Here is a 26,690-nt window from a genome sequence, read left to right as displayed (position 1 = left end):
GGCAAGGCATGGTGGCAAGGCATGGTGGGCTTGATGGCCGTAGCCGCGGTTGAGGCGGCGGCGCCAGGCCTTGCCGACCTTGGGTTCGGCACCTGCGCAAGCAGAAGCCGAGCGCGTGGCCGACGGGCTCGCCTGCGCTGCTGGGTCAGTCCCCGGCAGAGCGAATGGCCTCCATGAGCTGAGACCACTCGCGAGGCGAGAAATCCAGGACGGGACCCGGGTCGCCTTGCTTGCTGTCCCGTACGCGGATGTTCCCGTGGTCAGAAACGGCGACTTCAAGGCAGGCGCCGTTGGCTTCGCTGATCCGGGACTTGCGCCAGTTGCTGTAGTGCATCACGTGTGCGGGGTGCTGGAGCGGAGGGTTTGCATGAGGGTGGCCCATTCGCGGGGGGTGAAGTCGAGGACGGGACCGGTGTCTCCTTGCTTGGTGTCGCGCACGCCTATGGTGCCCTGGAGGGAACAGCCGACCTCCACACAGTTGGAGTCCGGGACACTACGGCTCGACTTGCGCCAGCCGCTGTACTGCTGCTTCATGTTACGGGCCTGCCTGTTCACTCAGCCGGTCGGCCGTGTCCGTCAGAAGAGAGAGACTCTCCAAGGAGGGCAGTGCGGCCTGCCGGAGACGGTCATGTAGACGGTCATACCCTTTCACCTCATCCGGAGTGGTGTGAACCAGGCGATTGCTGGTCTCCGCGACGACGAGCCGAGGGTCGTCAGGGTCGGGAAACTCGTAAATGGTGTATGCAGAGGCAGGCAGTCGGCCCGGTGGTAGGCGGGCGTCCAGCGGCAGGACAAGAATCGTGAAGCGTGGTTCGCGGGTTACCAACTGCACCATGTGTTTGAGCTGAGCAGCCATGACAAGCGGGGAGACCGCAAGCCTCTTCAGGAGGAACTCGTCGATGATGACCTCAAGTGAAGGGCCATTACGTCGGAAGAGGTTCTGTTGCCTACATTGCCGCGCTTCTACGCTTTTCTCGGGCACGTAGTTCATCTCGGAGCCTTCGAGGCGGTCCAGTTCGATGAGTGCCCAGTGGTACTCGACCGACTGGAGGAGGCCAGGCAGAGCGAGTTGGTGGTACTCGCGGATGGTCGCGGCGCCGGATTCGAGGTCGGCGTACATGCGCTGGCGGGCGCCCATGGCGTCGCCGTAGGCGTCCCACCAGCCGCGGTCGGCGGCGTCGCAGGCGATCTTGAAGATGGCGTCGAACCTCTCGCCGGTGACGCCGAGGACCTTCAGGATCTTCACGATGTCGCGGATGTCGGGGCGGCAGCGGGCGTTCTCCAGCTTGGACACCGTCATGCGGGAGCGGTAGATGCGGCGGGCCAGTTCGTCGGCCGTGATTCCGTTCTGCTCGCGGAGGGTGCGCAGTTCGGCGGCGAGGCGGCGCCGGCGGACGAACGGGCTGCTCACCGGAGACCTCCGTGCTCAGGCGGGGGCGCTGACCGGGGGATCAGCATTGTCGACTCTGTGTTATCACGTGATCGCCGAGCGTGTCATCGAAGGTCTTCCGCTCGAACGTTCCGTTCGTTTACGTAAACGGGCGTGCGCGTTCGCCCTGAAGGCGTGCCGAAGCCTCAGGCGGGCCGCTGTGCTGCTGCTTTTCCGTCCTGTGGTCGCTCGGTTACTGAAGATGGAACGGCCGAAGAACACGTCGTCCCCGAGAGGTGATCAATGCTCCTCGCCGTTTCCGCCCCCGCAAAGCCGGAGGCGCCGATGTACTGGCGGCGCGAGTTCCGGGGAAGGCCGGAACAGGCCCGGTTCGTCCGGGCGTTCGCCGCTCACCTGCTGGCCGACTTCCCGGCGCTGGACGACGTCCTCCTCGTCCTGGACGAGTTGGCCGTCAACGCGATCCGGCACACCGCCTCGGGTCGCCCCGGCGGCCGGTTCACCGTGGACATCAGCATGGACGTGGCAGGCGTCATCGTCTACGTCACCGACCAGGGCGGGCCGGGGGAGCCCCGCCTCCGCAACCTGGCCGAGCTCGCGGAGGGCGGTCGTGGACTCCTCACGGTGGACGCCCTCGCAGCCACCTGGTCCTGGACCGGCACGCCGGAGGCCCGCACCGTTCGCGCCACCTTCCCGGCCTGACGCGTGGCCTATTGCTCGGGTCTCTCGTCCTTCCTCACCGGCACCTGTCCCAGGGTTCGGACGTACTGGCGGCGCTTCTCCTCCTTCACCACGACGCCGAGGTGCGCCAGTTCCTCGCGGAGCAGCCGCGCGTCGTCCTCGTTGTCGTCTTCCAGTGAGTTCTGGCGGGCCTTGAGGAGGGCGTTCGCCCCATCGGACAGGCCGGGAAGGTCGGGGACCCAGAGGCGGAACTCGTGCTCGTACGGATCGGCGTCCGCCCACCGGTAGCCGTGCTCGGCGACCGTCGCGGCGACTCGGCCGAAGTCCAGCCCGCTCTCGACGCGGGCGAGTTCGCCGCCGTCGGTGCCGAGCACGACCAGCTTGCCGCCGTTCCGGCAGATGATGGCGATGTCCTCGCGGGAGAGCCGCTGCTCGTGCCCCTTGCGGGTGAGCACGACATGGTCCTTGTACAGGCGGATCACCAGCTGCTCGTACTGGGCGATGAGTCCCACCACGAGCCCCGCCAGGGCACCCAGGACGGGCAGCACCACGCCGGGGATCATGTCGACCAGCCGGGCGGGACCCTTCATCGGCGCGTAGGGCAGCGACACCAGCCACTCCGCCAGGAGACCGAGGAGCCAGCCGGCGGCCGCCCCCAGCAACGCGGCGACGACGTACACGGCCGCCGTACTCCAGGCGGGCTCCCGCAGCACCGCGGGCCGGTCGTGCTCCTCGGATGACTTGCTCACTTCCGCGCTCCTCCTCGCTCTCCAAGTGAAGTGTCGCGTTTCCGCGACCGCACCCACGAGAGCCCGAGGACGAATCCCGACCGACCAAGGTCGACGGTCGGACCGCCTTCAGTCGATGCCACCGGTTGCGGAGTCGGTGATGATCTCGGCCAGGTCGGTGCCGGCCCTCAACAGGGCTCGTGTGCGGTGGGTGATCGCTTCTACGCGGGCGTCCAGGGTGCGGAGCGGGTCGTCCAGGTCGTGCACGCGGCGGACGGCGGCCATCGTCCGCTGGACGTCGGGGACGCGGTAGCCCGCCGCCCTCAGCACCGCGGTGATCCGGGCTTCGCGGATCGCCGGGAGCGGGTAGCGGCGGGCGGAGCCGGCCCGGGCCGCCACCCGCTCCGGCCGGACGAGGCCCGCCTTCTCCCAGAACCGGAGCGCCGAGGCGCGGACGCCGAGGGCCTCGGCCAGCTCGGTGATCGTCATCGAGTCCCCGGCGGCCGGTGCCGCGTCGGCCGCCGCCTCCGCGCGGATCATCTCCAGCGCCTCCCGCGCGGCGAGCGCGTCGTCCCGCTCGCGGTTCAGGGCGATGTGGAACGAGCTCACCAGGGCGGCCGCCTCGCCGGGCGGCAGCGCGCGGATCTCGCGCATGGCGTGGCGGGCGCGGACCGGCCCCACGGCGGTGGCGAGTTCGCGGTACGCGCGCAGGTCCCGCACGTGGCGCCGGGAGAACCGCCGGTACCCGTTCGCCGCCCGGGGCGCCCGCGGGATGACGCCCAGTGCCTCAAGGTCGCGGATCTGCTGCGCGGAGTACCCCGAGGCCGCCGAAAGCGCGGCCGTGCCGAGCCCTTCGCCCACCGCAAACCCTCCGTCAGCACTTCAACCTCACACTTCAAGCATGAGTATGGAGGAACTGCTGGAGACGATCCGTGCGTTCGTCGGCGTCCACGAACTCGCGCCCACGGAAGGCGATGGAGGCCCCGAGATCGCGTGGGGGGATCACTTCTTCTACTACGCCCCCGACGGCACGGTCCCGGTCCGGGCGCAGCCCTACGCCACCATCGTGACCAAGGACTACCCCGGCGACGCCCTGTCCGGCCTCGGCCCGGCGGGACGGTGGCGGGTCAACGTCCACGTCGGCCGCGCCCGGTACACCGAGCTCACCGGTGCGGAGCCGGGCCGCGAACCGGCGCCGCGGGACTTCGGCGCCGCCGACGTGATCCTCCCGCACCCCGTCTACGGGGCGCTCGGCTGGATCGCCGTCGTCGTCCCGGGCGAGAGGACCGGGCCGACCGTGGTCGCCCTGCTGCGCGAGGCCCATGAGAACGCGCGGGACCGTGCCGCCCGGCGCGCCGGCGAGGCGCCCTAGGAGGCGGCCGTTCTGCGGTGGGCGGAATGGCCGGGACATCGCGGGACGGCCGATTTACGATGAGGCATGGCTGAGATCGTCCGACCGTTCCCGCCCGCCGACGACACGCCGCCCGAGCCGGGCGGGCCCGGCCAGGAGCCGCTGTGGCGCGAGGCGCTCGGCGAATGCCTGCGGCGCCTGCGCACCGAGCGCGGCGAGATCCTGGTCGAGACCGCCCGCCGGGCCGGGGTCTCCCCGCAGTACCTCTCCGAGATGGAGCGCGGGGTCAAGGAGCCGTCGAGCGAGATGATCGCCGCGGTCGCCGGCGCCCTCGACGTGACGCTCGCCGACCTGACCCTCGCCGTCGCGACGACCCTCCTCGGCGCCCCGGTCGGCGCCCCGGTCGGCGCCCCAGTCAGCGCCCCGGTCAGCGCGCCGGCCGGGCCGACCGCCTACGCGCTGGCCGCGTGACGGTACGCCCCGGCGGCGTGCCTACGCGGGGAGCGGCTGCCGCTCCTCGAGGACATGGTCGATGAGGCCGTAGTCCAGCGCCGCGTGCGCGGTGAAGACCCGGTCCCGGTCGGTGTCGGCGCGCAGGGTCGCGGTGTCCTGCCCGGTGTGCCGGGACAGGATCTCCTCGATGTCCGCGCGGACGCGGACGACCTCGTCCGCCTGCAGGATCAGGTCCGGGATCGCGCCGCGGCTCTGCCCCATCGGCTGGTGCAGCACCACGCGGGTGTGGGGGAGCGCGGCGCGCTTGCCGGGGGCGCCCGCCGCGAGGAGCACCGCGCCGACGGCGACCGCCTGCCCCACGCACGTCGTCGCCACCGGCGACCGGATGAAGCGCAGCGTGTCGTACACCGCGAGCATCGCGCTCGGGTCCCCGCCCTCGCAGTTGATGTAGAGCTGGATGTCGGTGTCCGGGCTGTCGGACTCCAGGTGCAGCAGCTGCGCGACGAGGGCGTTGGCCACGCCCGCGTCGATGGCGGTGCCGAGGTAGATGATCCGCTCGGTGAGCAGGTGGGAGTAGACGTCCATGATCCGCTCACCGCGGGGGTGCTGCGCGATCACGTTGGGGATCGTGTAGCTGCTCACCGGGCGGCTCCTTCCGCGGGGACGCCGAGCCCGACGCGCCGGCGGGCGTCGGGCACGACCTCGTCCAGCGAGGTGACGATCGAGTCGATGAACCCGTAGTCGAGCGCCTCCCGCGCGGTGAACCAGCGGTCGTGCAGCGAGTCCTCGAAGACGCGCTCCAGCGGCTGCCCGGTGTCCTCGGCGATGAGCCCGAGGACGGTGTCGCGGGTGTGGCGCAGGTCGTTGGCCTGCAGTTCGATGTCGACGGCCGCGCCGGCGATGCCGGCGGAGCCCTGGTGCATCAGCACGCGGGCGTGCGGCATCGCGCGGCGCTTGCCGCGGGTCCCCGACGACAGCAGGAACTGGCCCGCGCTGTAGGCGACGCCGAGCACCAGTGTGGAGACGTCGCAGGGGACGAGCCGCATCACGTCGCGGATCGCGAGCATCGACGGCACCGACCCGCCGTGGGAGTGGATCCACAGCGCGATGTCGGTGGACGCGTCCTCCCGCGCCAAGGTGATCAGCTGGGTGGCAAGCAGGGTGCCGTTGTCGTCGTCGAGTCCGCCGTCGAGCACGAGGACGCGCTGCTGGTACAGCTCGCGCCGCGCTCGTTCGTTGAACAACGGGATCTTCTGTTCCTCGCTCATGCCTCGACTATGCGGCGGGGCCGGCGGTGGTTCACGCCCTATCCGCCTGCGGCAGATCCGCTGAGAGCAGCGTGCCGGGGCGGCGTGGCCGGCAGGGGGCCGCTCAGCGGCGGCGGGACGCGGGCTCCAGGGCCCTCGTGCTCGTGTTCCACATGTTGTCGGCGATGTTGACGGTGTGGCCGGGCGGCACGATCTCGTCGATGCGGTCGAGGACGTCTTCGGAGAGCTCGACGCCGGCGGCCGCCAGGTACGAGTCGAGGTGCTCCATCGTGCGGGGGCCGACGATCGCCGACGTGACCGCCGGGTGGCGGGTGACGAACGCGAGCGCCAGCTGCACGAGCGACAGCCCGGCCTCCTCGGCGAGCACCGCGAGGGCCTCGGCGGCGTCGAGCTTGGCCGCGTTGGCCCGCGACGTCGCGTCGTACACGGCGGCGAAGCCCTCCCGGCGCGCGACCGAACCCGGCGGCTCGACGTCCCGGCCCTTGCGGTACCTGCCGGTCAGCCAGCCGCCGGCGAGCGGGCTGTAGGTCAGCACGCCCATGCCGTGCCGCAGGCAGGTCGGCAGCACGTCGTACTCGGCGGCGCGGGCCAGGATGCTGTACGGCGGCTGCTCGGTGCGGACGCGTTCGCGGCCCCGCCGCTCCGCGGTCCACTGCGCCTCGACGATCTCGGAGGCGGCGGCCGTCGAGGTGCCGAACATCCGGATCTTCCCGGCGTGCACGAGGTCGGACAGCACGCCGAGGGTCTCGTCCACGTCGACGGCCGGGTCGAGGCGGTGGATCTGGAAGAGGTCGATCCAGTCGGTGCCCAGCCGGCGCAGCGAGCCCTCCACCGCCTGGGTGATCCAGCGGCGGGACGTCCCGCGCATGTTGGGGTCGTCGCCGAACGGCAGCCCGGCCTTCGTGGCGAGGACGACGCCGTCGCGCCGCCCGCCGGCCAGGGCCTTGCCGACGATCCGCTCCGACTCGCCGGCGGAGTAGAAGTCGGCGGTGTCGACGAAGTTGATCCCGGCGTCGAGCGCGCGGTGGACGATCTTGACCGAGTCCTCGTGGTCGGGGTTGCCGAAGGCGCCGAACATCATCGTGCCCAGGCAGAACGGGCTGACGGCCACGCCGGTGCGCCCGAGGGGGCGGTGGTCCATGGAGAACTCCTCGAAATGCCGCGGGTCGCGGCGGACGGGTGGGATACGCTGAGGCGCGTAAACGAACAACCTCTCCGGTACTGTACCGGATAGCCTATCCGTTTGGGAAGCCCGTGTCCGTTGCACCCACGCGGCGTGCCGATGCCCGGCGCAACCGCGAGAAGATCCTCGCGGTGGCCCGGGAGGCGTTCGCCCGCTCCGACCACGACATCTCCATGGCCGAGATCTCCCGGCGCGCGGGGGTCGGCATGGCCACGCTCTACCGCAACTTCGCCAGCCGGCGGGAGCTCCTGGAGGCCCTCTACCAGGACGAGGTCGACGCCGTCTGCGCGGCCGCCGGGACGGCCGAGGGGGAGACGCCCGGCGCGGTGTTCACGGCCTGGCTGCAGCGCTTCCTCGTCTTCACGGCGGGCAAGCGGCCCATCGCCGCCGAGCTGCTCACCCACATCGACGGCGACAACCCCGTGTTCGGCCGGAACCGCGCCAGGGTGCTCGCGGCCGGGGGCGGGCTCCTCGCCGCCGCCCAGGAGGCCGGGGAGGTCCGCCGCGACCTCGCCCTGGAGCAGATCCTCGACATGATCGTCGCCATCGGCGGGATCGACGGCGACGCCGCCTACCTCGACCCGATCGTCCAGGCCCTGCTCGACGGGTTGCGTCCTCCCGCGGACGCGTGACGGCGGCAGGCCGGATCAAGCCTGCGGCTGTGCGGGATTGGGCCTGTGGCGGGGGCTCGCGGCGTGCGTACGATCAACGCCGTCCGGGCGTAAGGCCCGGCTTACCCCGGGAGTGGCCATGCGGAAGGCAGTCGTCACCGGAAGCACCAAGGGGATCGGGTTCGCGCTCGCGCGCGAGCTGCTGCGCCGCGGCCACGGAGTGGTCGTCTCGGGACGCACCCGGGCGGCGGTGGACGACGCCGTCGAGCGGCTCGCGCCCGAGGCCGCCGGGGAGGCCGCCGTCCACGGAGTCGCCGTGGACGTCACCGACCCCGCGCAGGTCGAGAAGCTGTGGGACGCCGCCGTGGAGGCGCTCGGCGGCGTCGACCTCTGGATCAACAACGCCGGTGTCGCCAACACCACCCGCCCGATCGCGGAGACGCCCGCCGCCGACGTCCGGACGATGGTGACCACGAACATGCTCGGCACCGTGTACGGCTCCCAGGTCGCCGTGCGCGGCATGAGCGGGAAGGGCGGCCAGGTCTTCAACATCCTGGGCGGCGGCAGCGACGGCCGGATCCGCCCGGGGATGGGCGTGTACTCGGCCACCAAGCGCGGCCTCGACTCGTTCACCCGCGCGCTGGTCAAGGAGGTCGACGGGACGGACGTCCGGGTCGGGCAGGTCAGCCCCGGGATGCTCATCACCGAGGGCTGGCTCCGGGAGGCCGCGGCGGCACCGGAGCAGGTGCGGGACCAGCGGAAGATCCTCAACATCCTGTGCGACCACGTCGACGACGTCGCGCCCCACCTGGTCGACCGGATGCTGGCCAGCAAGAAGAACGGCGCCGCCATCAAGTGGCTCACCAGCGGCCGGATGACGCGGAAGTTCCTCGCCGGCGGCAAGCGCGACGTCCTCTCCCGATACGGCCTCTGACCCTCCGGGACCGGCTCAGCCCGGCGCCCGGCCGGTCAGGCGCGTCGTCAGGGCGGTGGCCGTGTCGCGGACCGGACCCGCCAGGGCGGGCCATGTCCCGGGCGGGTGGGCCTCGCGGCGGAACGTCACGGTGATCGCCGCCGTGGGGTGGGCCGTGTGGTCGAAGGCGCAGGCGGCGATGCTCGCGAAGCCCTCGGTGATGTGGCCGTCCTCCACCGCCCATCCCCGGCGCGCGTCCTCGGCGAGGACGCGGCGCAGTTCGCGCAGGGACGCGGGCCCCAGCCCGGTGCGGTCGACGAACCGGCCGGGGAAGAGGGCGCGGACCTGCGCCGCGGGCAGGTGGGCGAGCATCGAGCGGCCGCTCGCCGTGAGGTGGGCGGGCATGCGGACGCCCACGTCGGTGAGCAGCGTGGCGTGGCCGGGCGGCTGCTCCTTGAGCAGGTAGAGCGTCTCGGCGCCGTGCAGGACGCCCAGCTGGACGATCTCGCCCACGCGGTCCACCAGGCGGCGGAGCAGCGGGCGGGCCAGGCGCTCCAGCGGCTCGTGCCGCAGGTAGGCGGACCCGATCTCGAAGGCGGCGACGCCCAGGCCCCAGCGGCGCTCCTCCGGGATGGCGGTGACGAAGCCGTCCTCGGCCATGGCCGCCAGGAGGTGGTACGTACTGGACCGGGGCAGCCCGAGGGAGCGCGCGATCGCCGAGGCGGGGAGCGGGCCGGGCGCCGCGGCCAGCAGGCGCAGCACCGCCAGGGCGCGGCGGGCGGCCGGAACCTGGCTCATGGCCCCATTATCCCGCAATAGTCTCGTATCTGAGACAGTCGCCGGTCGCCACCCCTCCCGCCGCGGCGCCGGGGACGCTCCAATGGTGGGTATGAGCATCGACATGGCGGACGAGATCATCGAGGTCGGCCCCGAGGCGCTGGCGTTCGAGCAGGTGGTGGCGGTGGCGCGCGGCGGCGCGGCGGTCTCGCTGACGGACGCGGCGCTGAAGCTCATCGGCGAGTCGCGGGCCCATGTCGAGGAGCTGGCCGCCCGCCCGACCCCGGTCTACGGGGTCTCGACGGGTTTCGGGGCGCTCGCCACCCGGCACATCGCCCCGGAGCTGCGGGCGCAGCTGCAGCTCAACATCGTCCGGTCGCACGCGGCCGGGTCGGGTCCGGAGGTGGAGCGGGAGGTCGTCCGGGCGCTGATGCTGCTCCGGCTGCGCACGCTCGCCACGGGACGGACCGGGGTGCAGCCGGCGACGGCGCGGACGCTCGCCGCGCTGCTCAACGCCGGCATCACGCCCCAGGTCTTCGAGCACGGCAGCCTCGGCTGCTCCGGGGACCTCGCCCCGCTCGCGCACGTGGCGCTGGCGCTGATCGGCGAAGGGTCGGTCCGGGACGCCGCCGGCGCTCTGAAGCCCGCGGCGGACGCGCTGGCGGAGGCCGGGATCGCACCGGTCGAGCTCGGCGCCAAGGAGGGGCTCGCCCTCCTGAACGGCACGGACGGGATGCTCGGCATGCTCGTCATGGCCGTCCACGACCTGCGCCGGCTCCTCACGGCCGCCGACGTCGCCGCCGCGATGACGGTCGAGGCGCTGCTCGGCACCGACCGGGTCTTCGCCGCCGACCTGCAGGAGCTGCGCCCCCACCCGGGCCAGGCCGCGTCGGCGGCGAACCTGCGGGCGCTGCTGGGCGCCTCGGAGATCATGGAGTCGCACCGCGGGCCCGACTGCACCCGCGTCCAGGACGCGTACTCGCTGCGCTGCGCACCCCAGGTGAACGGTGCCGCCAGGGACACGCTGGCGCACGCCGAACTCGTCGCGGGACGGGAGCTGGCGTCCGCCATCGACAACCCGGTGGTGCTGCCGGACGGCCGGGTCGAGTCCAACGGCAACTTCCACGGCGCGCCCGTCGCGTACGTGCTGGACTTCCTCGCGGTGCCCGCCGCCGACGTCGCGTCGATGTCGGAGCGGCGCACCGACCGGATGCTCGACAAGGGCCGCTCGGGCGGGCTGCCCGCGTTCCTCGCCGACGACCCCGGCGTCGACTCCGGCCACATGATCGCCCAGTACACGCAGGCCGCGATCGTGTCGGACCTGAAGCGCCGCGCCGCCCCGGCCAGTGCCGACTCCATCCCGAGCTCGGCCATGCAGGAGGACCACGTGTCGATGGGCTGGAACGCGGCCCGCAAGCTGCGCCGGTCGGTCGACGGGCTGGCGCAGGTGATCGCCATCGAGATCCTCAGCGCCGCGCGGGCGCTGGACCTGCGCACCCCGCTGCGGCCCGGCCCGGCGACCGGCGCCGTCGTCGCGCGGCTGCGGGAGGCCGTCCCGCCGCCCGGCCCGGACCGCTACCTCGCGCCCGAGATCGCCGCCGCGACCGAGCTGGTCCGGGACGGCTCGCTGGTCGCCGCCGCCGAGGCCGTCACCGGCCCCCTCTCCTAAGGAGTCCGCAGATGTCCGGTCCCCGTCCCGTCCGCGCGCCGCGCGGCACCGACCTCACCGCCAAGGGCTGGCCGCAGGAGGCCGCCCTGCGCATGATCCAGAACAACCTCGACCCGGAGGTCGCCGAGCACCCCGACGAGCTGGTCGTCTACGGCGGCTCGGGGAAGGCGGCCCGCAGCTGGGACGCCTTCGACGGCATCGTCCGCTCGCTGACCGACCTGGAGCGGGACGAGACGCTGCTCGTCCAGTCCGGCAAACCGGTCGGCGTCTTCCGGACGCACGAGTGGGCGCCCCGGGTGCTGATCGCGAACTCCAACCTCGTCCCGCAGTGGGCGACGTGGGAGGAGTTCCGCCGCCTGGAGTCGCTCGGCCTGACGATGTTCGGCCAGATGACCGCCGGGTCGTGGATCTACATCGGCACCCAGGGCATCCTCCAGGGCACCTACGAGACGTTCGCCGCCGTCGCCGAGAAGCGCTTCGGCGGCACCCTCGCGGGGACGATCACGCTGACCGCCGGGCTCGGCGGGATGGGCGGCGCGCAGCCCCTCGCCGTGACGATGAACGGCGGCGTCGCGATCTGCGTCGAGTGCGACCCGTCCCGCATCGAGCGGCGCGTCGAGCACCGGTACTGCGACGTCCGCGCCGGCTCGCTGGACGAGGCGCTGCGGCTCGCGGAGGAGGCGAAGGCGGCCCGCCGGCCGCTGTCGATCGCGCTGCTCGGGAACGCCGCCGACGTCGTCCCCGAACTGCTGCGCCGCGGCGCGCCGATCGACGTCGTCACCGACCAGACCAGCGCCCACGACCCGCTCGCCTACCTGCCGCGCGGCGTCGCGTTCGAGGACATGGCCGCCGAGCGCGACAAGGACCCGGCCGCGTTCATCGAGAAGGCCCGCGCGTCGATGGCCGCGCACGTCGAGGCGATGGTCGGCTTCCAGGACGCGGGCGCCGAGGTCTTCGACTACGGCAACTCCATCCGGGGCGAGGCGCAGCTCGCCGGGTACGCGCGGGCGTTCGACTTCCCCGGGTTCGTCCCCGCCTACATCCGGCCGCTGTTCTGCGAGGGCAAGGGCCCGTTCCGGTGGGCGGCGCTGTCCGGCGACCCGCGCGACATCGCCCGCACCGACCGGGCGATCCTCGACCTGTTCCCGGACAACGAGCCGCTGGCCCGGTGGATCAGGATGGCGGGGGAGCGGGTGCGCTTCCAGGGCCTGCCGTCCCGGATCTGCTGGCTGGGCTACGGCGAGCGCGACCGGGCCGGGGAGGTGTTCAACGACCTCGTGGCGCGCGGCGAGATCAGCGCGCCGATCGTCCTCGGCCGCGACCACCTCGACTGCGGCTCGGTCGCCAGCCCCTACCGGGAGACCGAGGGCATGGCGGACGGCTCGGACGCGATCGCGGACTGGCCCCTGCTCAACGCGATGCTGAACGTCTCGTCCGGCGCGACATGGGTGTCCATCCACCACGGCGGCGGCGTCGGCATCGGCCGTTCCATCCACGCGGGGCAGGTCTGCGTCGCGGACGGAACGCCCCTGGCCGCGGAGAAGCTCCAGCGCGTACTGACCAACGACCCGGGAACGGGCGTGATGCGCCACGTGGACGCGGGCTACGCCCGAGCCGAAGAGGTGGCCGCCGAACGCGGCGTCCGCATCCCCATGCGTTGACTTGCGGCGTGTTGTTGTTATGAGGCGACTCAAAACAACAACACGCCGCAAGTGAACGAGGTTCGGTCAGGGAGAGGGTATGGGGTTCGAGGAGATGTGGGCGGCGCTGCTGCCCGTCGGCAGGGACGAGGCGACCGGCGGCTACCACCGATTCGCGTGGACGCCGCACGAACTGGCGTGCCGCGCCTGGTTCCTGGACGAGGCGCGCCGCCGCGACCTGGTCGTCGAGCACGACGCCAACGGCAACATGTTCGCCTGGTGGCTGCCCGCGGACGGGTCGCGCGGGGACGGCGTCCTCACCGGGAGCCACCTGGACTCGGTGCCCGGCGGCGGCGCGTTCGACGGGCCGCTCGGCATCGTGTCGGCGTTCGCGGCGATCGACCGCCTCCGGGAGCGCGGCGCCGCCCCGGCGCGGCCGATCGGCGTCGCGGCGTTCGCCGAGGAGGAGGGCGCCCGGTTCGGGGTGGCGTGCCTGGGGTCGCGGCTGCTGACCGGCGCGATCGACCCGGCGCGGGCGCGGGCCCTCACCGACGGCGACGGGCACACGTTCGCCGAGGTCCTGCACAACGCCGGCCTCGACCCGGACGCGATCGGCCCCGACGAGGACCTCCTCGGCAGGATCGGCTGCTTCGTCGAACTCCACGTCGAGCAGGGCCGCGCGCTGTGGTCGGACGGGCGGGGGGCGCCGGTCGGCGTCGCGAGCGCGATCGTCCCGCACGGCCGATGGCGGTTCGACTTTCGCGGGGAGGGCGACCACGCGGGCACGACCGCGCTGCCCGACCGGCGCGACCCGATGCTGCCGTTCGCCGGCATGGTGCTCGCCGCGCGGGAGGCGGCGGAGCGGAACGGGGCGGTCGCGACCGTGGGCAAGGTCCGCGTCGTGCCGGGAGGCGTGAACGCGATCGCCTCGTCCGTCACCGCCTGGCTCGACGCCCGCGGCCCCGAGGACGAGGCGGTCCGGCGCACCGTGGCGGAGGTCGACGAGGCCGCGCGGGTCGCGGCGCGCCCGCACCGGGTGAGCGTCGACCTCGCCGAGGAGTCCTACACCGAGATCGTCGACTTCAACCTCGCGCTCCGCGACCGGATCGCCGCGACCCTCGGCGGGCCGCCGGTGCTGCCGACCGGCGCGGGCCACGACGCGGGCGTCCTGTCGGCGCGGGTGCCCACGGCGATGCTCTTCGTCCGGAACCCGACCGGGGTGTCGCACGCGCCCGCGGAGTCGGCCGAGCCGGCGGACTGCCTCGCCGGAGTCGATGCCCTCACCGCGGTACTGGACGACCTCGCGCGCGGGTAGGTATCCGGTCATGCAGTGGCACGCCCAGTTCGCCTGGCTCGGGGACGGGGTGGCGGCCGACGTCCTCGTCGAGGCCGACGCCGAACGCATCACCCGCGTCGCCGCGGGCGTCCCGGCCCCTCCGGACGCGATGCGGCTGCCCGGCCTGACCCTGCCGGGCCTCGCCAACGCCCACTCCCACGCCTTCCACCGCGCGCTCCGCTCCCGCGCCCAGGCGCAGACCGGGACCTTCTGGACCTGGCGCGAGCAGATGTACCGGGTCGCCGAACGGCTCGACCCGGCGTCCTACCGCGCCCTCGCCGCCGCCGTGTTCGCCGAGATGGCCCTCGCCGGGATCAGCTGCGTCGGCGAGTTCCACTACCTGCACCACGGGCCGGGCGGCACCCCCTACGACGAGCCGAACGCGATGGGCGAGGCGCTGATCGCCGCCGCGTCCGACGCGGGCATCCGGATCACCCTCCTGGACACCTGCTACCTCACCGGCGGCATCGGCCGCCCGCTGGAGGGCGCCCAGCTCCGCTTCGGCGACGGCACCGCCGGCAACTGGGCGCGCCGCGTCGACAGCCTCTACGAGGGGACGGACAAGGCGGGCCCGCTGCACGCCCGGGTCGGGGCGGCGATCCACTCCGTCCGCGCCGTGCCCCGGGAGCAGCTGCGGGCCGTCGCGTCCTGGGCCAAGGAGCGCCGGGCGCCGCTGCACGTCCACCTGTCGGAGCAGCCCGCCGAGAACGAGGCGTCGATGGACGCCTACGGCATGACGCCCACCCGCGTCCTGGCCGAGGCGGGGGCGCTGGGCGCGCTCACCACGGCCGTCCACGCGACGCACCTCACCGAAGAGGACATCGGCCTCCTCGGCACGACCATGACCGGCGTGTGCATGTGCCCGACCACCGAACGGGACCTCGCCGACGGGATCGGCCCCGCCCGCGACCTGGCGAACGCCGGCGCGCCCATCTGCCTGGGCTCCGACCAGCACGCCGTCATCGACCTGTTCGAGGAGGCCCGCGCGGTCGAGCTGGACGAGCGGCTCCGCACCCGCGTCCGCGGCCACTGGACCGCCGGGGAGCTGCTCGCCGCCGCCACCTGCAACGGCCACTCGGGGCTCGGCTGGCCGGAGGCGGGACGGCTGGAGCCCGGCGCGTACGCCGACCTCGTCACCGTGGACCTCGGTTCGGTCCGGACGGCCGGGGCCGGCCCCGGCCACGCGGCCGAGGCCGCCGTGTTCGCCGCGACCGCGGCCGACGTCCGGCACGTGGTCGTCTCCGGGCGGCAGATCGTCCACGACGGCCGCCACCTGCTGGTCGACGACGTGCCGGCGGCCCTCGCGACCGCGATCGAGGCCGTCACGGCGCCCGAGGAGGAGTGACCCGGCGCCCCGCGGTCGGCCGCGCCCGCCAGGTCGTCCTGAGCTCCGGCGGCGCGTGAGATCCTGCCCGGGTGAGCACCGAGAGCACCGTCATCGCGAACATCGGGGAACTCGTCACCAACGATCCCGCCGTGGGCGGCGAAGCGGGTGGCGAGCTGGGCATCGTCCGCGACGCGGCGCTGGTGATCGAGGACGGCCGGGTCGCCTGGACGGGCCCGTCCGGCGACGCCCCGGCCGCCGACGCGTCCTTCGACGCCGCCGGCCGCGCCGTCCTGCCCGGCTTCGTCGACTCCCACGCCCACCTCGTCTTCGCCGGTGAGCGCGCGGAGGAGTTCGCGGCCCGGATGAGCGGCCGCAAGTACGCCGCGGGCGGCATCCGCACGACCGTCGAGCGCACCCGTGCCGCGTCGGACGACGACCTCCGCGCGAACATCCGCCGCCTGATCGCCGAGATGGCGCGCCAGGGGACGACGACAGTCGAATGCAAGTCGGGCTACGGCCTCACCGTCGAGCAGGAGGAGCGCGCCGTCCGCATCGCCGCGGAGGTGACGGACGAGGTCACCTACCTCGGCGCCCACGTCGTCCCCGCCGAGTACCAGGGCGACACCGCCGCCTACACGCGGCTGGCCTCCACCGACATGCTGGCGGCGTGCGCGCCCCACGCCCGCTGGGTCGACGTCTTCTGCGAAGAGGGCGCGTTCGACGCCGACCAGGCCCGCGAGGTCCTGCAAGCGGGCATCAAGGCGGGCCTGGCTCCGCGCATGCACGCGAACCAGCTCACCCAAGGCCCCGCCGTGCAGCTCGCCGTCGAACTGGACGCCGCGTCCGCCGACCACTGCACGTTCCTCAGCGACGCGGACATCGACGCCCTCGCGTCCTCGGAGACCGTCGCGACCCTCCTGCCGGGTGTCGAGTTCTCCACGCGCCAGCCCTACCCCGACGCCCGCCGCCTCTTTGACGCGGGTGCCACCGTCGCCCTCGCCACGGACTGCAACCCCGGTTCCTGCTACAGCTCCAGCATGGCGTTCTGCATCGCCGTCGCCGTCCGCGACATGAACATGACCCCCGCCGAGGCCGTCTGGGCCGCGACGGCGGGCGGCGCGAAGGCTTTGCGCCGCACCGACGTCGGGCACCTCGCGCCCGGTGCCCGCGCCGACGTCCACGTCCTGGACGCCCCGTCCCACATCCACCTCGCCTACCGCCCCGGCGTGCCCCAGACGTCCGCCGTGTGGCGGGCGGGCGTTCAGGTGAGGTAGCGGCGGTTGACCCTGACCAGGGGCGTCCGGTCGCGGGCCAGGTAGTCCGTCGAGAGGACCTCGGCGATGAAGAGCGTGTGGTCCCCTGCCTCGACCCTCTGGCGGGTCTCGCACTCCATCGCGGAGACCCCGGACTCCGGGACGAGCGCCGCGGAGTGCTCGCCCCGGTGATGCGGTTCGCTCGCCAGGAGGATCCGGGCGCTGGGGCGGCCCTCCGCCGCGAAGCGCCCCGCCAGGGCGCGCTGGCCCGACGCGAGCACGGTCGCCGCCCAGCGGTCCTGCCGGTTCAGGACCTCCGTCAGGTAGGACGACGTCGTCACGCTCGCCAGCACCATCGGCGGCTCCAGGGCCACCGACATGAACGCCGTCACCGTGGTGCCGAGGTCGTCGCGGCCGTCCCGGACGGTCAGCACGACCACGCCCGTCGCGAACCCCGCGACCGCCTCGGCGAACTCGCCGGTCAGCGGATCTCCCACATGCCGGGGAGGGTGAGCGGCCCGGCCGCGGGCAGGCCGAGGCGGGCGGCGAGGCCGCCGAGGGAGCCCCAGCCGTCGAAGCGGACCGCGGCGGCGGTGCGGTCCTCGCTGGACTCCGGCGGGCGGAGGCGCTCCAGGGTCGAGGACATCGGGTACACGCGGACCGGGGCGTCGGCGGCGAGGCCGGCCTTCTTGCGGGCCAGGTCGAGCGCGCGGTCGATGCCGCCCAGCTCGTCGACGAGGCCGTGCTCGGCGGCGTCGGCGCCCGTCCAGACCCGGCCGCGGGCCAGCTCGTGGACGCGCTCGCGGGACATGCCGCGGCCCTCGGCGACCCGCGAGGTGAAGTCGTCGTAGATCTTGTCGAGGGAGGCGTTGACGCGCTCCCACTCGGACTCGCTGAAGTCCTTCGTGGAGCTGGACATGCGGGCGTGGTCGCCGTCCGCGACGCTGCCGAACGTGATGCCGACGCGGTCCAGGAGGCCGTTCACCACCGCCTTGCCGGTGACGACGCCGATCGAGCCGGTGATCGTCCCCGGCTGCGCGACGATCGTGTCGGCGGCCATCGCGACGTAGTAGCCGCCGGACGCGGCGACGTTGCCCATGGACACGATCACCGGCTTGCCGGCGCGCCGGGCCAGTACCACCTCGCGCCAGATCGCGTCGGACGCGACGGCCGAGCCGCCGGGGCTGCTGACCCGGAAGACGATCGCCTTGACGGCGTCGTCCTTCACCGCGGCGCGGAACGCCGCGCCGATCGTGTCGGAGCCCATCGCGGGCCCGGAGCCCGGCAGCGGGCCGCCGCGGCCGCTGCGGCCGAGCCGGATCGGGCCGTGCCCGTTGATCAGCGCGACGGAGTCCTGCTTGCCGGGGTGCGGCAGCCGGCTCGCCAGGCCGTGCGCGCGGTTGTAGCGGGCGACGTACCGCAGCTGGGTCTCCTCGCCGAACTCCTCGCGCAGGTCGGCGTAGACCTCGTCGCGGTACCCGAGGCGGTCGACGAGCTTCTCCTCCAGCGCCTCGCCCGACAGGAAGGGGCCGCGGTTCACGAGGTCGCGGACCTTGTCCTCGGGGAGGCCGCGGCCGGCGGCGACGGCTGCCGTGATCTGCTCGGTCAGCGAGGCGACGAGGCGCTTCGACGACTCCTCGTGCTCAGGCGTGTAGGTCTTCTGCATGAACGTGTTGGCCATGGTCTTGTACTCGTACCGCTGGGCGAACCGGGGCTCGACGCCCGCCTTCTCCAGGGCGCCGGCGAAGAACGGCTCCTCGAGCGCCATGCCGACCAGGCCGACCTCGCCCGTGGGCTGGAGGTAGATCTTGTCGAAGGCGGTGGCCAGGTAGTAGGGGACGGTCCCGCGGCCGCTCTCCCCGTACGTCTCGGCCCACGCGACGGTGAGCTTGCCCGCCTCCCGCAGCTCCTGCACGGCCTCGCGCAGCTCCTGGACGAGCGCCAGCCCGATGCCGCCGCCGACCTTGACGACGAGCGCGCGGACGCGGCTGTCGGAGCGGGCGCGGCGCAGCCCGTCCAGGACGTCGCGGAGGTGCGTCCTGCGCATGGACAGGAGCGCCGAGACGGGGTCGGCCGGCGCGGTCTCCACGATGCCCTCGGTGAGGTCCAGTTCGAGGATCAGCGGTGCCGTCCGCCGGTCGCGGGCCTGTTTGATGAGGGTGACGACTGTGCCTGGATCCACCATGGACCCAAGCCTATGCGCTCGGCCGCGGGGGTTCCCGCGCCGCCGCTCGACGGCCCTGGCGCTTGAAGCCCTAGCGCTTGAAGGCCCTGTTGGGGATGACGCCCGCCGACGCCTGCGCCAGCGGGCGGCCGTCGGCGCCGGCGAGCACCGCGTTGCTGACCATGCGGGTGGCGCCGGGGTGCACGCACGTCCCGGTCACCGTGTACGTCTCCCCGGCCCGCACTCCGCGCAGGTAGTCGATGTTGAGGTTGAGCGTGAGCATCGGCAGGAAGTGGTCGCAGGTGCTGCTCGCCGCGAGGCAGACCGCGTTGTCGAGGATCATCGCGATGTAGCCGCCGTGGACGATGCCGCCCGGGTTGCACAGCTTCTCGGCGGGCGTCCAGGAGATCTCCACCCGGCCGGGGTCGGCGGCCGTGACGACCTGCCCGATGTAGTCGCTGATGTCGGAGATCTCCGGGATCCGCCGGTCGCGCATCGCCCGGATGAACTCGACGCCCGACAGCGTGCTCCACATTTCGGCGGCCTCCCGCAGGGCCTCCGGGCTCGCCTCGACGCTCAACGCACACTCCTTGATCACGGCCAATCTTAGAATGATATTCGGTTTCGCGGGGCGGGGGACTGTGCCGTTCATCACCGGGCGAGCCCCCATCGCCGATGTTCGCCAGGATCAGCGCCGTCGCGGCCACCGCGACGGCGGTGAGGGCGGCGCCTGCCGCGATCATGCGCCCGCGGCGCCCGCCGGTGTCGGCGGGCGGGTGCGGCGGTTGCGTGCCGGGATCCGGATCGGGGGCGGGGCCGGTCGCGGCGGACGGGTCGACGAGCCGCACCATCAGGTCGCGGGCGGACGGGCGCCGTGCCGGGTCCTTGGCAAGGCACTCGGTGAGCAGGGGGACGTTGATCGGCGGGCTTTGATCGGTGGCGGTCGTTCCCATACGACGCACGAAACCGTACTGAGGATCGCGGGCCGGATATCGTCCAGCGGCTATCGTCGGACGCATGGGAGACGGCGACGGCTGGGCGGGCTGCGGGCTGGGGCACACGCACTGGGGACGGTTCGGTGCCGCGGGCCTGCTCGCCTACCACCGCGACCCCGACGGGCAGGTGTGGGTGCTGCTGCAGCAGCGCGCGTGGTGGGGGATCGGCGGCGGGACGTGGGGGATGTTCGGCGGCGCGCTGCACAGCCACGAGGATCCGGTGGCGGGCGCGCTGCGGGAGACCGCCGAGGAGTGCACGCTCGACACGGGCACGGTGCGGGTCCACGGCATGAGCGTCGAGGACCACGGCGGCTGGTCGTTCACCTCCGTGGTCGGGTCGCTGCGCGAGCTGCCGCGCGTCGGCGCGGCGTCCAGGGAGACGCGCCGCGCGGAGTGGGTGCGCGCCGAGGACGTCACCGGCCGCAAGCTGTTCGAGCCGTTCGCGCGGTCATGGCCGCGGCTGCGGGACGCGATGCGGGGCGTCACCCTCGTCGTGGACGCGGCGAACGTCGTCGGCGCCCGCGCCGACGGCTGGTGGAAGGACCGCGCCGGCGCGAACGCGCGGCTCCACGATGACCTCAAGGCGCTGAACGCGGGCGTCGAGGGCGTGCCCGGCGGGCTCGTCCGGTTCGACCGCTGCTTCCCCGAGGTCGTCCTGGTGGTGGAGGGCGCGGCGCGGAGCGTCGCCGACCGGCGGGCCGACGGGGTGCGGGTCGAGGCGGCGCCCGGCAGCGGCGACGACCACATCGTCGACCTCGTCCAGGACGCGGGGCCCGACACCGCACACCTGGTGGTGACCGCCGACCGGGAGCTGCGCAGGCGCTGCGAGGCGGCCGGAGCCTCCGTCATCGGCCCGCGCTGGCTCCTCGACCGGCTCTAGCCGGCCCGCATTGCGGCAGGCTCGTAGTCCGGAAGGGTCAGAGCTCCACGCGGTGACCGGCGTCGCGGAGGACGTCGGCCGCCTCCTTCAGCCGGTGGTCGGGCACGAGGACGAGGTCCGCGTGGTAGGTCGACGCCACGAAGAGGGGGATGCCGGCCTCGGCGAGCGGTCCCACGATCTCGGCCGGCGTGCCCGGCACGCGGGGAGCGCGCTCACCGTCGCCGTAGAAGCCGGCCCAGCGTTCCGCCTCGGCGAACTCGGGCACGTCCCGGATGACGGTGAGTCCCTCGGGGGCGCGGATCAGCGCGATCCAGTCGTCGTCCTCCGGGAACGTGGCGTGCGGCAGGTGCTCCACCGCGAACCGGCCGGGGACGACGTGCAGGCGCTGCGCGACCGCCCTGGGAAAGCCTTCGCTCATCCCGCCAGACTATTCGGGTACCAGCCACACCGCGCCCAGGGGCGGGACGCGCAGCACCGCGGACGCGGGCAGGCCGTGCCAGGGCTCGGCGGTCGCCTCGACGCGGCCGAGGTTCCCGACGCCGCTGCCGCCGTACTCGTAGGCGTCGGTGTTGACGAGCTCCCGCCAGGCGCCCTCGCGGGGCAGGCCCAGCCGGTAGCTCTCATGCGGGTTCCCGGCGAAGTTGACGACGCACGCCAGCACCGGCTCCTCGCCCTGCGCGCCCGTGCCGTAGCGCAGGTAGGACAGGGTGTTGCCGCCCGCGTCGTTCCCGTCGATCCAGCGGAACCCCTCGTGGTCGCTGTCGCGCGTCCACAGCGCGGGCTCGGCCTGGTAGGCGCGGTTGAGCTCGCGGACGAGCTTCTGCAGCCCCACGTGGTGGGCGCCCTCGGAGGCGTTCTCCAGCAGCCACCAGTCGAGCGGCCGCTCCTCGGCCCATTCGGCGCCCTGCCCGAACTCCTGCCCCATGAACAGGAGTTGCTTGCCGGGGTGCGACCACATGTAGGCGAGCAGGGCGCGGAGCCCGGCGAACTGCTGCCAGGGGTCGCCCGGCATCTTGCTCAGCAGCGACCCCTTGCCGTGGACGACCTCGTCGTGCGACAGCGGCAGGACGTAGTTCTCCGAGAACGCGTACACCAGCGAGAACGTGATCTCGTTGTGGTGGTAGTGCCGGAACACGGGCTCGTGGCGCAGGTACTCCAGCGTGTCGTGCATCCAGCCCATGTTCCACTTGAACCCGAACCCGAGGCCGCCGAGATGCGTGGGCCGCGTCACGCCCGGCCACGCCGTCGACTCCTCGGCGATCGTCACGACGCCGGGGCTGCGCTTGTAGACCGTCGCGTTCATCTCCTGGAGGAACGAGATGGCCTCCAGGTTCTCGCGGCCGCCGTAGATGTTGGGCGTCCACTCGCCCTCGTTGCGGGAGTAGTCCAGGTACAGCATCGAGGCGACCGCGTCGACGCGCAGCCCGTCGATGTGGAACTCCTCCAGCCAGTACGACGCGTTGGCCACCAGGAAGTTGCGGACCTCGGCGCGCCCGAAGTTGAACACGAGCGTCCCCCAGTCGGGGTGCTCGCCGCGCGCCGGATCGTCGTGCTCGTACAGGGCGGTGCCGTCGAAGCGCGCCAGCGCCCACTCGTCCTTGGGGAAGTGGGCGGGCACCCAGTCCATCAGGACGCCGATTCCGGCCTGGTGGAGCCGGTCCACCAGGTACCGGAAGTCGTCCGGGTCCCCGAACCGCGCGGTCGGCGCGTAGTACGACGTCACCTGGTAGCCCCACGAAGGGCCGTACGGGTGTTCGGTGACCGGGAGCAGCTCCACGTGTGTGAAACCCATGTCCTTGACGTACGCGGTCAGCTCTTCGGCCAATTCCCTGTACCCGAGCCCAGGGCGCCACGACCCGAGATGCACCTCGTACGCGCTCATGGGCTCGTGCAACCAGTCGCGGTCCTTGCGGCCGTCCATCCACTGGCCGTCGCCCCACTCGTAGGACGAGGTGAAGATGCGGGACGCCGTCGCGGGGGGACGCTCCGTGAACTGGGCCATCGGGTCGGCCTTGGCGCGCCACACGCCGTCCGCGCCGAGGATCTCGTACTTGTAGCACATGCCGTCGCCCACGTCCGGGATGAACAGTTCCCAGACGCCGGTGGAGCCGAGTGACCGCATCGGGTACGCGCGGCCGTCCCAGTGGTTGAAGTCGCCCACGACGCGGACGCCGCGGGCGGTGGGCGCCCACACCGCGAAACCCGTCCCGTGCACCGTGCCGAACGCGGAGGCGTAGCTGCGGACCCGCGCGCCGAGCGCCCGCCACAGCTCCTCGTGCCGCCCCTCGCTGATCAGGTGCAGGTCGAGTTCGCCGAGCGTGGGCAGGTGCCGGTACGGGTCGTCCTGGACGGTCTCGACGCCGTCCCCGTAGGTGACGGCGAGCCGGTAGTCGGGGACGGCGAGCGGCGCCTCGTCCGCGGCGCCGGCCAGCGACGAGCCGCCCGGCAGCGTCCCGGTGAACAGTCCCTCATGGTGGTGCCGGAGCGGATGCCGGTCGCCGCTGGGCAGCACGACCTCCACCCGCTCGGCGAGCGGCCGCAGCGCCCGGACGGTCACGCCGTCCCGGCCGGGATGCGCCCCGAGGATGCCGTGCGGATCGTGGTGGTCGCCGCCGACGAGCCGGTCGATCTCCGCGCGCGTCACCCGTGCCATGACCTCATGGCCTCCCGTCCCACTGAGATTTACCCCAGTAGGGGTGCCCCGAGATCGGCGGCTTTCACGTCGCGGGCGCACCTGTTTCCGCGAGCTTGACGTTTCCCGAGGCCACGCCGCGGAAGACCGGCCGCGGACGGCGGGTCGCGGACGGTGGCGGGTGGGGCCGGTGCGTCGAGCGGGAGCTCGTCCCGGAGGACGGTGCGACCGCACGGGCGGCGCGACTCTTCGTCGGGGGTCGCGCCGAATGCGCCGTCCGTGCGGTCACGTCTGACTGGCCCCTGCGGTGACACCGACCACACCGCCCTGGGCTCCATTCCTGTGTCACCTCAGCGACACAGGTACCTTCCGTACCGGCACGCCCCGGCCCGGTCCGCCCCCGCTCGCGGACCGGGCCGCGCCGCTCCCCGGCAACGTCCCTCACGGGCCTCCGCGCTCCTCGCGCGTCTGGTCGAGCAGCAGCCGGCGCAGCCCCGCGGAGTCGTCGGCTGCCACCGTCATCGCGTATCCCGCCGCCAATTGCGAGTCGCTCAGGTCGCCGCTGCGGGTCGCGTACCAGCGCCCCGCGTCGCTGCGCCACACCTGCCAACCCGGAAACTCCCCCTCGATGGCCGCCTTCAGATCCGCGAAGTCGCCCATCAAGGTCGTCCTTTCCCCGAGGCCGCTCTTCTGTATACAAAAGTCTTACTCGTACCGAGAGGTGTCAAGCTGTCCGTAAGCGGACCATGCCTCCGCGGATAGCGCGCGGAAGGTATGGATGGCAGGGAGGACGAGCCAGGATCGAACGCCGCGTCGAACAGTGAGTCGAACGGCTCGACGGCGCGTCCGGAAGAAGGGGAGGTGACGCCGGTGCCGGACCGACCCGCCTACCTGCGCATCGCCGACACGCTGCGCGAGGGCATCCGGGACGGGAGCCTCCCGCCGGGAAGCCGGCTGCCGACCATCGCGGAGCTCTGCGAGGTCCACGGCGTTTCCGAGATCGTCGTCCGGCAGGCCGTCGCGCTGCTCCGCGGCGAGGGACTGGTCGAGACGCGCCGCGGCGGCGGCACCCTCGTCCGGGTCGTGCCCCCCGCGCGCAGGGTCGCGATGGACCGCTACCGCGTGGTGACCAGGCCCATGGCGGTTCCCGAGACGACGTTCACCCGCGACCAGAAGATCTCCTGGGAGGAGTACCGGCTCGACAGGGAGTTCACCCGCGTGCGGGCCGACGACGAGCTCGGCGCGCTGTTCGAGCGGCCGACCGGCATCGAGCTGCTGCGCCGCCGGTTCGTCTTCTACGCCCGCGGCGAGCCGCAGCAGATCTCCGTCAACTACCTGCCGTGGGATCTCGTCGGGGACACGCCCGTGTCCGACCCGGCGCGCGAGCCGTGGCCCGGGGGGACGCTCGCGCAGCTGGCCTATCTCGGCCACCCGCCGACCCGCGTCGAGGAGGCCGTCCGCTCCCGGATGCCGACCCCGGAGGAGGCCGAGACGCTCCGGATGACCGGCGGGGTGCCGGTCCTCGCCATCACCCGCCGGATGCTGTCGCGCGCCGACGTGATGGAGGTCTGCCGCGAGATCGTGCTGCCCGCCGACCGCGTCGTCCTCGACTACGCCATCGACCTGTGACGCCGGCCGTACCGCCGGCCCCTGATCGTCCGGCGGCTCAGCCCGCGAGGCGGGCGAGGGACCGCAGGGGGACGGGCAGCCACGACGGGCGGTTGCGCGCCTCGTAGCGGATCTCGTAGACGGCCTTGTCGAACTCGAAGGCCCGCACCAGCGCCGCGTGCGCGGCCGGGTCCGGCCCGCCGGCGGCGGCGTAGCCGGCGCAGAACGCGGCCCGGTTGCGCTCCGCCCACGCCTGGGCGCGGGCCTCCAGCGCCTCGGACGTGTCCTGCGGCAGGTCGCCCTCCCGGGCGAGCAGGAACCGGGCCGCGTACTCGAACGAGCGCAGCATCCCGGCGACGTCCCGCAGCGGGTGCGCGGGCGCCCGGCGCTCATGGTGGGTCCGCGCGGGCTCGCCCTCGAAGTCCAGCAGCACCCAGCCGGCGTCGGTGCGCAGGACCTGGCCGAGGTGGTAGTCGCCGTGGACGCGCTGGACGGGCAGCGGCCCCGCCGCCGCGGCGACCTCGTCGAAGACCGCGCGGATCGCGCCGGCGTACGGGCGGAGCTCCGGCACGGCGGCGCTGACCTGGTCGAGCTGCTCGTTCATCGCGAACACCGCGTCCCGCAGCACCGAGGCGGGCGCCTGCGTCACCCCGAACGCGGCGGCCAGGTCGCGGTGCACCTGCGCGGTCGCCGCGCCGAGCCGCTCGGCCTCCGCGCCGAAGTCGCCGCCCGCGGCGGCCGCTTCTTCCGCGGTGAAGACCGGGCCCGTCCCCAGCGGGGCGGGCTGGGCGAACCAGTCGCGGACGCTGGTGAGGGCGAACTGCCAGCCGTCGGTCGCGGTGCGCAGGTACTCCGACAGCAGCGCCAGCGTGACGGGCTCGTCCCCGGCCGCCTCCCACCCGGTGTTCGAGCCGGGCTCCAGCTCGATCCAGCCGTGCACGGCGGGGATGTGGGCGCAGCCCTCGCGGGAGAGCGCGAGGTTGACCTCAAGGTCGGGGTTGACGTCGGGCGACAGGCGGCGGAACAGCTTGCAGATGTAGCTGTCGCCGAAGATCAGCGAGGTGTTGCTCTGCTCGGCGCCGATGGGCGAGCCGTCCAGGTCCGTGCGGATGCCGGTGCCGGGCGCGCGGCGGAACTGGAGCGGTCCGACCTGCGTCTCGTTCGCCATGTACGTCAGCAGCGCCCGGGTGAGCTCCGCGTCGTGGACGGCGTCGTAGACGTGCCCGGTGATCCCGTCCTCGCCGGTCAGCCGCCCGATGAGGCCGGCCTCCAGCCGCTCGGGCAGCTCGCGGCGGGCGCCGAGCAGCAGCTGGTAGTGGTCGATGGCGCCGTCCTGCCGGACGTCGAGGACCAGGTGGTGCAGAGCGGGATCGCCGGCGATCAGCTCGGTGGCGGTCCCGATGGAGAGTTCGTCGATGGGGCCGTCCTTGCCGCCGAACCACCGCTGGCCCGGCAGCCAGCCGGCGAGAAGCCGGACGAGGGAGTGGTCGGGCGGCGGCACGGTCACATCACTCCTTCTCCCGGTCGGGGTCCTCGGGCGGCGGCGGCAGCAGGAACCAGTAGAAGCCGTGCCCGGGCAGGGTCAGCAGATAGGGCAGCTCGCCGATGGGCGGGAACTGGACACCGCCCATGCACTCGATCGGGGCGGTGCCGCGGAAGCGCCGCAGGTCCAGTTCCACCGGCTGCGGGAACCGGGACAGGTTGTTCACGCAGAGGATGGTGTCCGTGCCGCCCCACTGGTTGGTGTCGCCGTTGCCGATCTCGCGGGTGAAGGCGAGGACGGAGGGGTTGGAGGCGGAGAGTTCGACGTAGGAGCCGACGCCGAAGACGGGGT

Annotated in this window: 29 protein-coding genes; 12 read left to right on the top strand and 17 right to left on the bottom strand. The window is 73.1% G+C overall.

All coding sequences use genetic code 11. The features are described 5' to 3' along the window. Positions 1-145: 145 nt before the first annotated feature. Genes IEZ03_RS35420 through IEZ03_RS35410 form a run of 3 tightly spaced genes read right to left on the bottom strand, consistent with a single transcriptional unit; the run spans position 146 to position 1,411 of the window. Positions 146-334, bottom strand: a complete 189-nt coding sequence (locus IEZ03_RS35420) for a DUF397 domain-containing protein (protein ID WP_184890825.1) — start codon at positions 332-334, stop codon at positions 146-148. Beyond that, positions 334-534, bottom strand: a complete 201-nt coding sequence (locus IEZ03_RS35415) for a DUF397 domain-containing protein (RefSeq protein ID WP_184887255.1) — start codon at positions 532-534, stop codon at positions 334-336. The genes IEZ03_RS35420 and IEZ03_RS35415 overlap by 1 nt, the downstream gene beginning before the upstream one ends. Position 535: 1 nt before the next feature. Further along, the gene (locus tag IEZ03_RS35410) at positions 536-1,411 is read right to left on the bottom strand and encodes a helix-turn-helix domain-containing protein (RefSeq protein ID WP_184887253.1); all 876 of its coding nucleotides are present in this window, start codon (positions 1,409-1,411) and stop codon (positions 536-538) included. Positions 1,412-1,672: 261 nt separating this feature from the next. Between IEZ03_RS35410 and IEZ03_RS35405 the strand changes: the two genes are divergently transcribed. Continuing rightward, on the top strand, positions 1,673-2,089 hold the full coding sequence (locus IEZ03_RS35405; protein WP_184887251.1) for an ATP-binding protein: 417 nt from the start codon (positions 1,673-1,675) through the stop codon (positions 2,087-2,089). A gap of 8 nt (positions 2,090-2,097) precedes the next feature. On the opposite strand, the gene IEZ03_RS35400 is transcribed toward IEZ03_RS35405, so the two are convergent. Then, the gene (locus tag IEZ03_RS35400) at positions 2,098-2,817 is read right to left on the bottom strand and encodes a YqeB family protein (RefSeq protein ID WP_184887249.1); all 720 of its coding nucleotides are present in this window, start codon (positions 2,815-2,817) and stop codon (positions 2,098-2,100) included. A gap of 108 nt (positions 2,818-2,925) precedes the next feature. Then, positions 2,926-3,657, bottom strand: a complete 732-nt coding sequence (locus IEZ03_RS35395; protein WP_184887247.1) for a MerR family transcriptional regulator — start codon at positions 3,655-3,657, stop codon at positions 2,926-2,928. A 40-nt stretch (positions 3,658-3,697) separates the two neighbouring features. Here IEZ03_RS35395 and IEZ03_RS35390 point away from each other — a divergent pair, with 40 nt between their 5' ends. Continuing rightward, positions 3,698-4,168 (top strand): DUF6194 family protein, encoded by a 471-nt coding sequence (locus IEZ03_RS35390; protein WP_308428021.1) that lies wholly within the window; start codon positions 3,698-3,700, stop codon positions 4,166-4,168. Between the two features lie 66 nt (positions 4,169-4,234). Further along, positions 4,235-4,618, top strand: coding sequence for a helix-turn-helix domain-containing protein (locus IEZ03_RS35385; protein ID WP_184887245.1), 384 nt, complete (start codon positions 4,235-4,237; stop codon positions 4,616-4,618). A 21-nt stretch (positions 4,619-4,639) separates the two neighbouring features. Here the strand turns inward: IEZ03_RS35385 and IEZ03_RS35380 are convergent, their stop codons facing one another. The 3 genes from IEZ03_RS35380 to IEZ03_RS35370 all read right to left on the bottom strand — a co-directional run bounded on the left by IEZ03_RS35380 (position 4,640) and on the right by IEZ03_RS35370 (position 7,009). Further along, entirely contained in the window at positions 4,640-5,242 is a 603-nt protein-coding gene (locus tag IEZ03_RS35380; protein WP_184887243.1) for a ClpP family protease, read from the bottom strand. After that, positions 5,239-5,868: a ClpP family protease gene (locus IEZ03_RS35375; protein WP_184887241.1), complete on the bottom strand. Its 630-nt coding sequence runs from the start codon at positions 5,866-5,868 to the stop codon at positions 5,239-5,241. The genes IEZ03_RS35380 and IEZ03_RS35375 overlap by 4 nt, the downstream gene beginning before the upstream one ends. Before the next feature lie 103 nt (positions 5,869-5,971). After that, positions 5,972-7,009: an aldo/keto reductase gene (locus IEZ03_RS35370; protein ID WP_184887239.1), complete on the bottom strand. Its 1,038-nt coding sequence runs from the start codon at positions 7,007-7,009 to the stop codon at positions 5,972-5,974. Between the two features lie 113 nt (positions 7,010-7,122). Here IEZ03_RS35370 and IEZ03_RS35365 point away from each other — a divergent pair, with 113 nt between their 5' ends. Both IEZ03_RS35365 and IEZ03_RS35360 read left to right on the top strand, forming a co-directional pair. Then, positions 7,123-7,683, top strand: coding sequence for a TetR/AcrR family transcriptional regulator (locus IEZ03_RS35365; RefSeq protein ID WP_184887237.1), 561 nt, complete (start codon positions 7,123-7,125; stop codon positions 7,681-7,683). Between the two features lie 118 nt (positions 7,684-7,801). Then, positions 7,802-8,596, top strand: coding sequence for an SDR family oxidoreductase (locus tag IEZ03_RS35360; protein ID WP_184887235.1), 795 nt, complete (start codon positions 7,802-7,804; stop codon positions 8,594-8,596). A gap of 15 nt (positions 8,597-8,611) precedes the next feature. Here the strand turns inward: IEZ03_RS35360 and IEZ03_RS35355 are convergent, their stop codons facing one another. Continuing rightward, the gene (locus IEZ03_RS35355) at positions 8,612-9,373 is read right to left on the bottom strand and encodes an IclR family transcriptional regulator (RefSeq protein WP_184887233.1); all 762 of its coding nucleotides are present in this window, start codon (positions 9,371-9,373) and stop codon (positions 8,612-8,614) included. Positions 9,374-9,476: 103 nt separating this feature from the next. Here IEZ03_RS35355 and hutH point away from each other — a divergent pair, with 103 nt between their 5' ends. From hutH to hutI, 5 genes are all read left to right on the top strand, one after another. Next, positions 9,477-11,021, top strand: coding sequence for a histidine ammonia-lyase (hutH, locus tag IEZ03_RS35350; protein WP_184890823.1), 1,545 nt, complete (start codon positions 9,477-9,479; stop codon positions 11,019-11,021). An 11-nt stretch (positions 11,022-11,032) separates the two neighbouring features. Further along, entirely contained in the window at positions 11,033-12,682 is a 1,650-nt protein-coding gene (hutU, locus tag IEZ03_RS35345) for a urocanate hydratase (RefSeq protein ID WP_184887232.1), read from the top strand. 79 nt (positions 12,683-12,761) lie between these two features. Then, on the top strand, positions 12,762-13,976 hold the full coding sequence (locus tag IEZ03_RS35340; protein ID WP_184887229.1) for an allantoate amidohydrolase: 1,215 nt from the start codon (positions 12,762-12,764) through the stop codon (positions 13,974-13,976). A 10-nt stretch (positions 13,977-13,986) separates the two neighbouring features. Continuing rightward, on the top strand, positions 13,987-15,342 hold the full coding sequence (locus tag IEZ03_RS35335) for a formimidoylglutamate deiminase (protein WP_184887227.1): 1,356 nt from the start codon (positions 13,987-13,989) through the stop codon (positions 15,340-15,342). A gap of 71 nt (positions 15,343-15,413) precedes the next feature. Beyond that, positions 15,414-16,598: an imidazolonepropionase gene (gene hutI / locus IEZ03_RS35330; RefSeq protein WP_184887225.1), complete on the top strand. Its 1,185-nt coding sequence runs from the start codon at positions 15,414-15,416 to the stop codon at positions 16,596-16,598. On the opposite strand, the gene IEZ03_RS35325 is transcribed toward hutI, so the two are convergent. The 3 genes from IEZ03_RS35325 to IEZ03_RS35315 all read right to left on the bottom strand — a co-directional run bounded on the left by IEZ03_RS35325 (position 16,586) and on the right by IEZ03_RS35315 (position 19,321). Then, positions 16,586-17,074, bottom strand: a complete 489-nt coding sequence (locus tag IEZ03_RS35325) for a flavin reductase family protein (RefSeq protein WP_184887223.1) — start codon at positions 17,072-17,074, stop codon at positions 16,586-16,588. The genes hutI and IEZ03_RS35325 overlap by 13 nt on opposite strands. Continuing rightward, positions 17,059-18,762, bottom strand: a complete 1,704-nt coding sequence (gene sppA, locus IEZ03_RS35320) for a signal peptide peptidase SppA (protein ID WP_184887221.1) — start codon at positions 18,760-18,762, stop codon at positions 17,059-17,061. The genes IEZ03_RS35325 and sppA overlap by 16 nt, the downstream gene beginning before the upstream one ends. A gap of 70 nt (positions 18,763-18,832) precedes the next feature. Next, positions 18,833-19,321 carry a PaaI family thioesterase gene (locus IEZ03_RS35315; RefSeq protein WP_229808784.1) on the bottom strand — a complete coding sequence of 163 codons (489 nt, stop codon included), beginning with the start codon at positions 19,319-19,321 and terminating at the stop codon, positions 18,833-18,835. 437 nt (positions 19,322-19,758) lie between these two features. Between IEZ03_RS35315 and IEZ03_RS35310 the strand changes: the two genes are divergently transcribed. Next, on the top strand, positions 19,759-20,616 hold the full coding sequence (locus IEZ03_RS35310; protein ID WP_184887217.1) for an NUDIX domain-containing protein: 858 nt from the start codon (positions 19,759-19,761) through the stop codon (positions 20,614-20,616). A 37-nt stretch (positions 20,617-20,653) separates the two neighbouring features. Here the strand turns inward: IEZ03_RS35310 and IEZ03_RS35305 are convergent, their stop codons facing one another. The 3 genes from IEZ03_RS35305 to IEZ03_RS35295 form a co-directional block, all read right to left on the bottom strand. Further along, on the bottom strand, positions 20,654-21,034 hold the full coding sequence (locus IEZ03_RS35305) for an ACT domain-containing protein (protein WP_184887215.1): 381 nt from the start codon (positions 21,032-21,034) through the stop codon (positions 20,654-20,656). A gap of 9 nt (positions 21,035-21,043) precedes the next feature. Then, positions 21,044-23,269 (bottom strand): 1,4-alpha-glucan branching protein GlgB, encoded by a 2,226-nt coding sequence (glgB, locus tag IEZ03_RS35300; RefSeq protein WP_184887213.1) that lies wholly within the window; start codon positions 23,267-23,269, stop codon positions 21,044-21,046. A 420-nt stretch (positions 23,270-23,689) separates the two neighbouring features. Further along, positions 23,690-23,908: a hypothetical protein gene (locus IEZ03_RS35295; RefSeq protein ID WP_184887212.1), complete on the bottom strand. Its 219-nt coding sequence runs from the start codon at positions 23,906-23,908 to the stop codon at positions 23,690-23,692. 210 nt (positions 23,909-24,118) lie between these two features. On the opposite strand from IEZ03_RS35295, the gene IEZ03_RS35290 reads away from it, so the two are divergent. Then, the gene (locus IEZ03_RS35290) at positions 24,119-24,877 is read left to right on the top strand and encodes a GntR family transcriptional regulator (RefSeq protein ID WP_184887210.1); all 759 of its coding nucleotides are present in this window, start codon (positions 24,119-24,121) and stop codon (positions 24,875-24,877) included. Positions 24,878-24,914: 37 nt separating this feature from the next. On the opposite strand, the gene IEZ03_RS35285 is transcribed toward IEZ03_RS35290, so the two are convergent. Both IEZ03_RS35285 and IEZ03_RS35280 read right to left on the bottom strand, forming a co-directional pair. Then, the gene (locus tag IEZ03_RS35285) at positions 24,915-26,363 is read right to left on the bottom strand and encodes a maltokinase N-terminal cap-like domain-containing protein (RefSeq protein WP_308428020.1); all 1,449 of its coding nucleotides are present in this window, start codon (positions 26,361-26,363) and stop codon (positions 24,915-24,917) included. A gap of 1 nt (position 26,364) precedes the next feature. Continuing rightward, positions 26,365-26,690, bottom strand: a 326-nt coding sequence (locus tag IEZ03_RS35280) for an alpha-glucosidase C-terminal domain-containing protein (RefSeq protein WP_189241272.1), incomplete at its 5' end; no start/stop codon positions are given.

Source organism: Actinomadura livida (assembly GCF_014648675.1).
In the GTDB taxonomy this organism is placed as follows: domain Bacteria; phylum Actinomycetota; class Actinomycetes; order Streptosporangiales; family Streptosporangiaceae; genus Spirillospora; species Spirillospora livida.
This window is presented reverse-complemented; position numbering and strand designations above follow the sequence as displayed.

Excerpts from the sequence above, each read along its gene's own strand:
- IEZ03_RS35310 (WP_184887217.1), top strand. The coding sequence starts at position 19,759 with ATGGGAGACGGCGACGGCTGGGCGGGCTGCGGGCTGGGGCACACGCAC.
- IEZ03_RS35405 (WP_184887251.1), top strand. The coding sequence starts at position 1,673 with ATGCTCCTCGCCGTTTCCGCCCCCGCAAAGCCGGAGGCGCCGATGTAC.
- IEZ03_RS35375 (WP_184887241.1), bottom strand. The coding sequence starts at position 5,868 with ATGAGCGAGGAACAGAAGATCCCGTTGTTCAACGAACGAGCGCGGCGC.
- IEZ03_RS35335 (WP_184887227.1), top strand. The coding sequence starts at position 13,987 with ATGCAGTGGCACGCCCAGTTCGCCTGGCTCGGGGACGGGGTGGCGGCC.
- glgB (WP_184887213.1), bottom strand. The coding sequence starts at position 23,269 with ATGGCACGGGTGACGCGCGCGGAGATCGACCGGCTCGTCGGCGGCGAC.
- hutU (WP_184887232.1), top strand. The coding sequence starts at position 11,033 with ATGTCCGGTCCCCGTCCCGTCCGCGCGCCGCGCGGCACCGACCTCACC.
- sppA (WP_184887221.1), bottom strand. The coding sequence starts at position 18,762 with ATGGTGGATCCAGGCACAGTCGTCACCCTCATCAAACAGGCCCGCGAC.
- IEZ03_RS35355 (WP_184887233.1), bottom strand. The coding sequence starts at position 9,373 with ATGAGCCAGGTTCCGGCCGCCCGCCGCGCCCTGGCGGTGCTGCGCCTG.
- IEZ03_RS35370 (WP_184887239.1), bottom strand. The coding sequence starts at position 7,009 with ATGGACCACCGCCCCCTCGGGCGCACCGGCGTGGCCGTCAGCCCGTTC.
- IEZ03_RS35390 (WP_308428021.1), top strand. The coding sequence starts at position 3,698 with ATGAGTATGGAGGAACTGCTGGAGACGATCCGTGCGTTCGTCGGCGTC.
- IEZ03_RS35340 (WP_184887229.1), top strand. The coding sequence starts at position 12,762 with ATGGGGTTCGAGGAGATGTGGGCGGCGCTGCTGCCCGTCGGCAGGGAC.
- IEZ03_RS35305 (WP_184887215.1), bottom strand. The coding sequence starts at position 21,034 with ATGAGCGAAGGCTTTCCCAGGGCGGTCGCGCAGCGCCTGCACGTCGTC.
- hutH (WP_184890823.1), top strand. The coding sequence starts at position 9,477 with ATGGCGGACGAGATCATCGAGGTCGGCCCCGAGGCGCTGGCGTTCGAG.
- IEZ03_RS35415 (WP_184887255.1), bottom strand. The coding sequence starts at position 534 with ATGAAGCAGCAGTACAGCGGCTGGCGCAAGTCGAGCCGTAGTGTCCCG.
- IEZ03_RS35420 (WP_184890825.1), bottom strand. The coding sequence starts at position 334 with ATGCACTACAGCAACTGGCGCAAGTCCCGGATCAGCGAAGCCAACGGC.
- IEZ03_RS35385 (WP_184887245.1), top strand. The coding sequence starts at position 4,235 with ATGGCTGAGATCGTCCGACCGTTCCCGCCCGCCGACGACACGCCGCCC.
- IEZ03_RS35360 (WP_184887235.1), top strand. The coding sequence starts at position 7,802 with ATGCGGAAGGCAGTCGTCACCGGAAGCACCAAGGGGATCGGGTTCGCG.
- IEZ03_RS35295 (WP_184887212.1), bottom strand. The coding sequence starts at position 23,908 with ATGGGCGACTTCGCGGATCTGAAGGCGGCCATCGAGGGGGAGTTTCCG.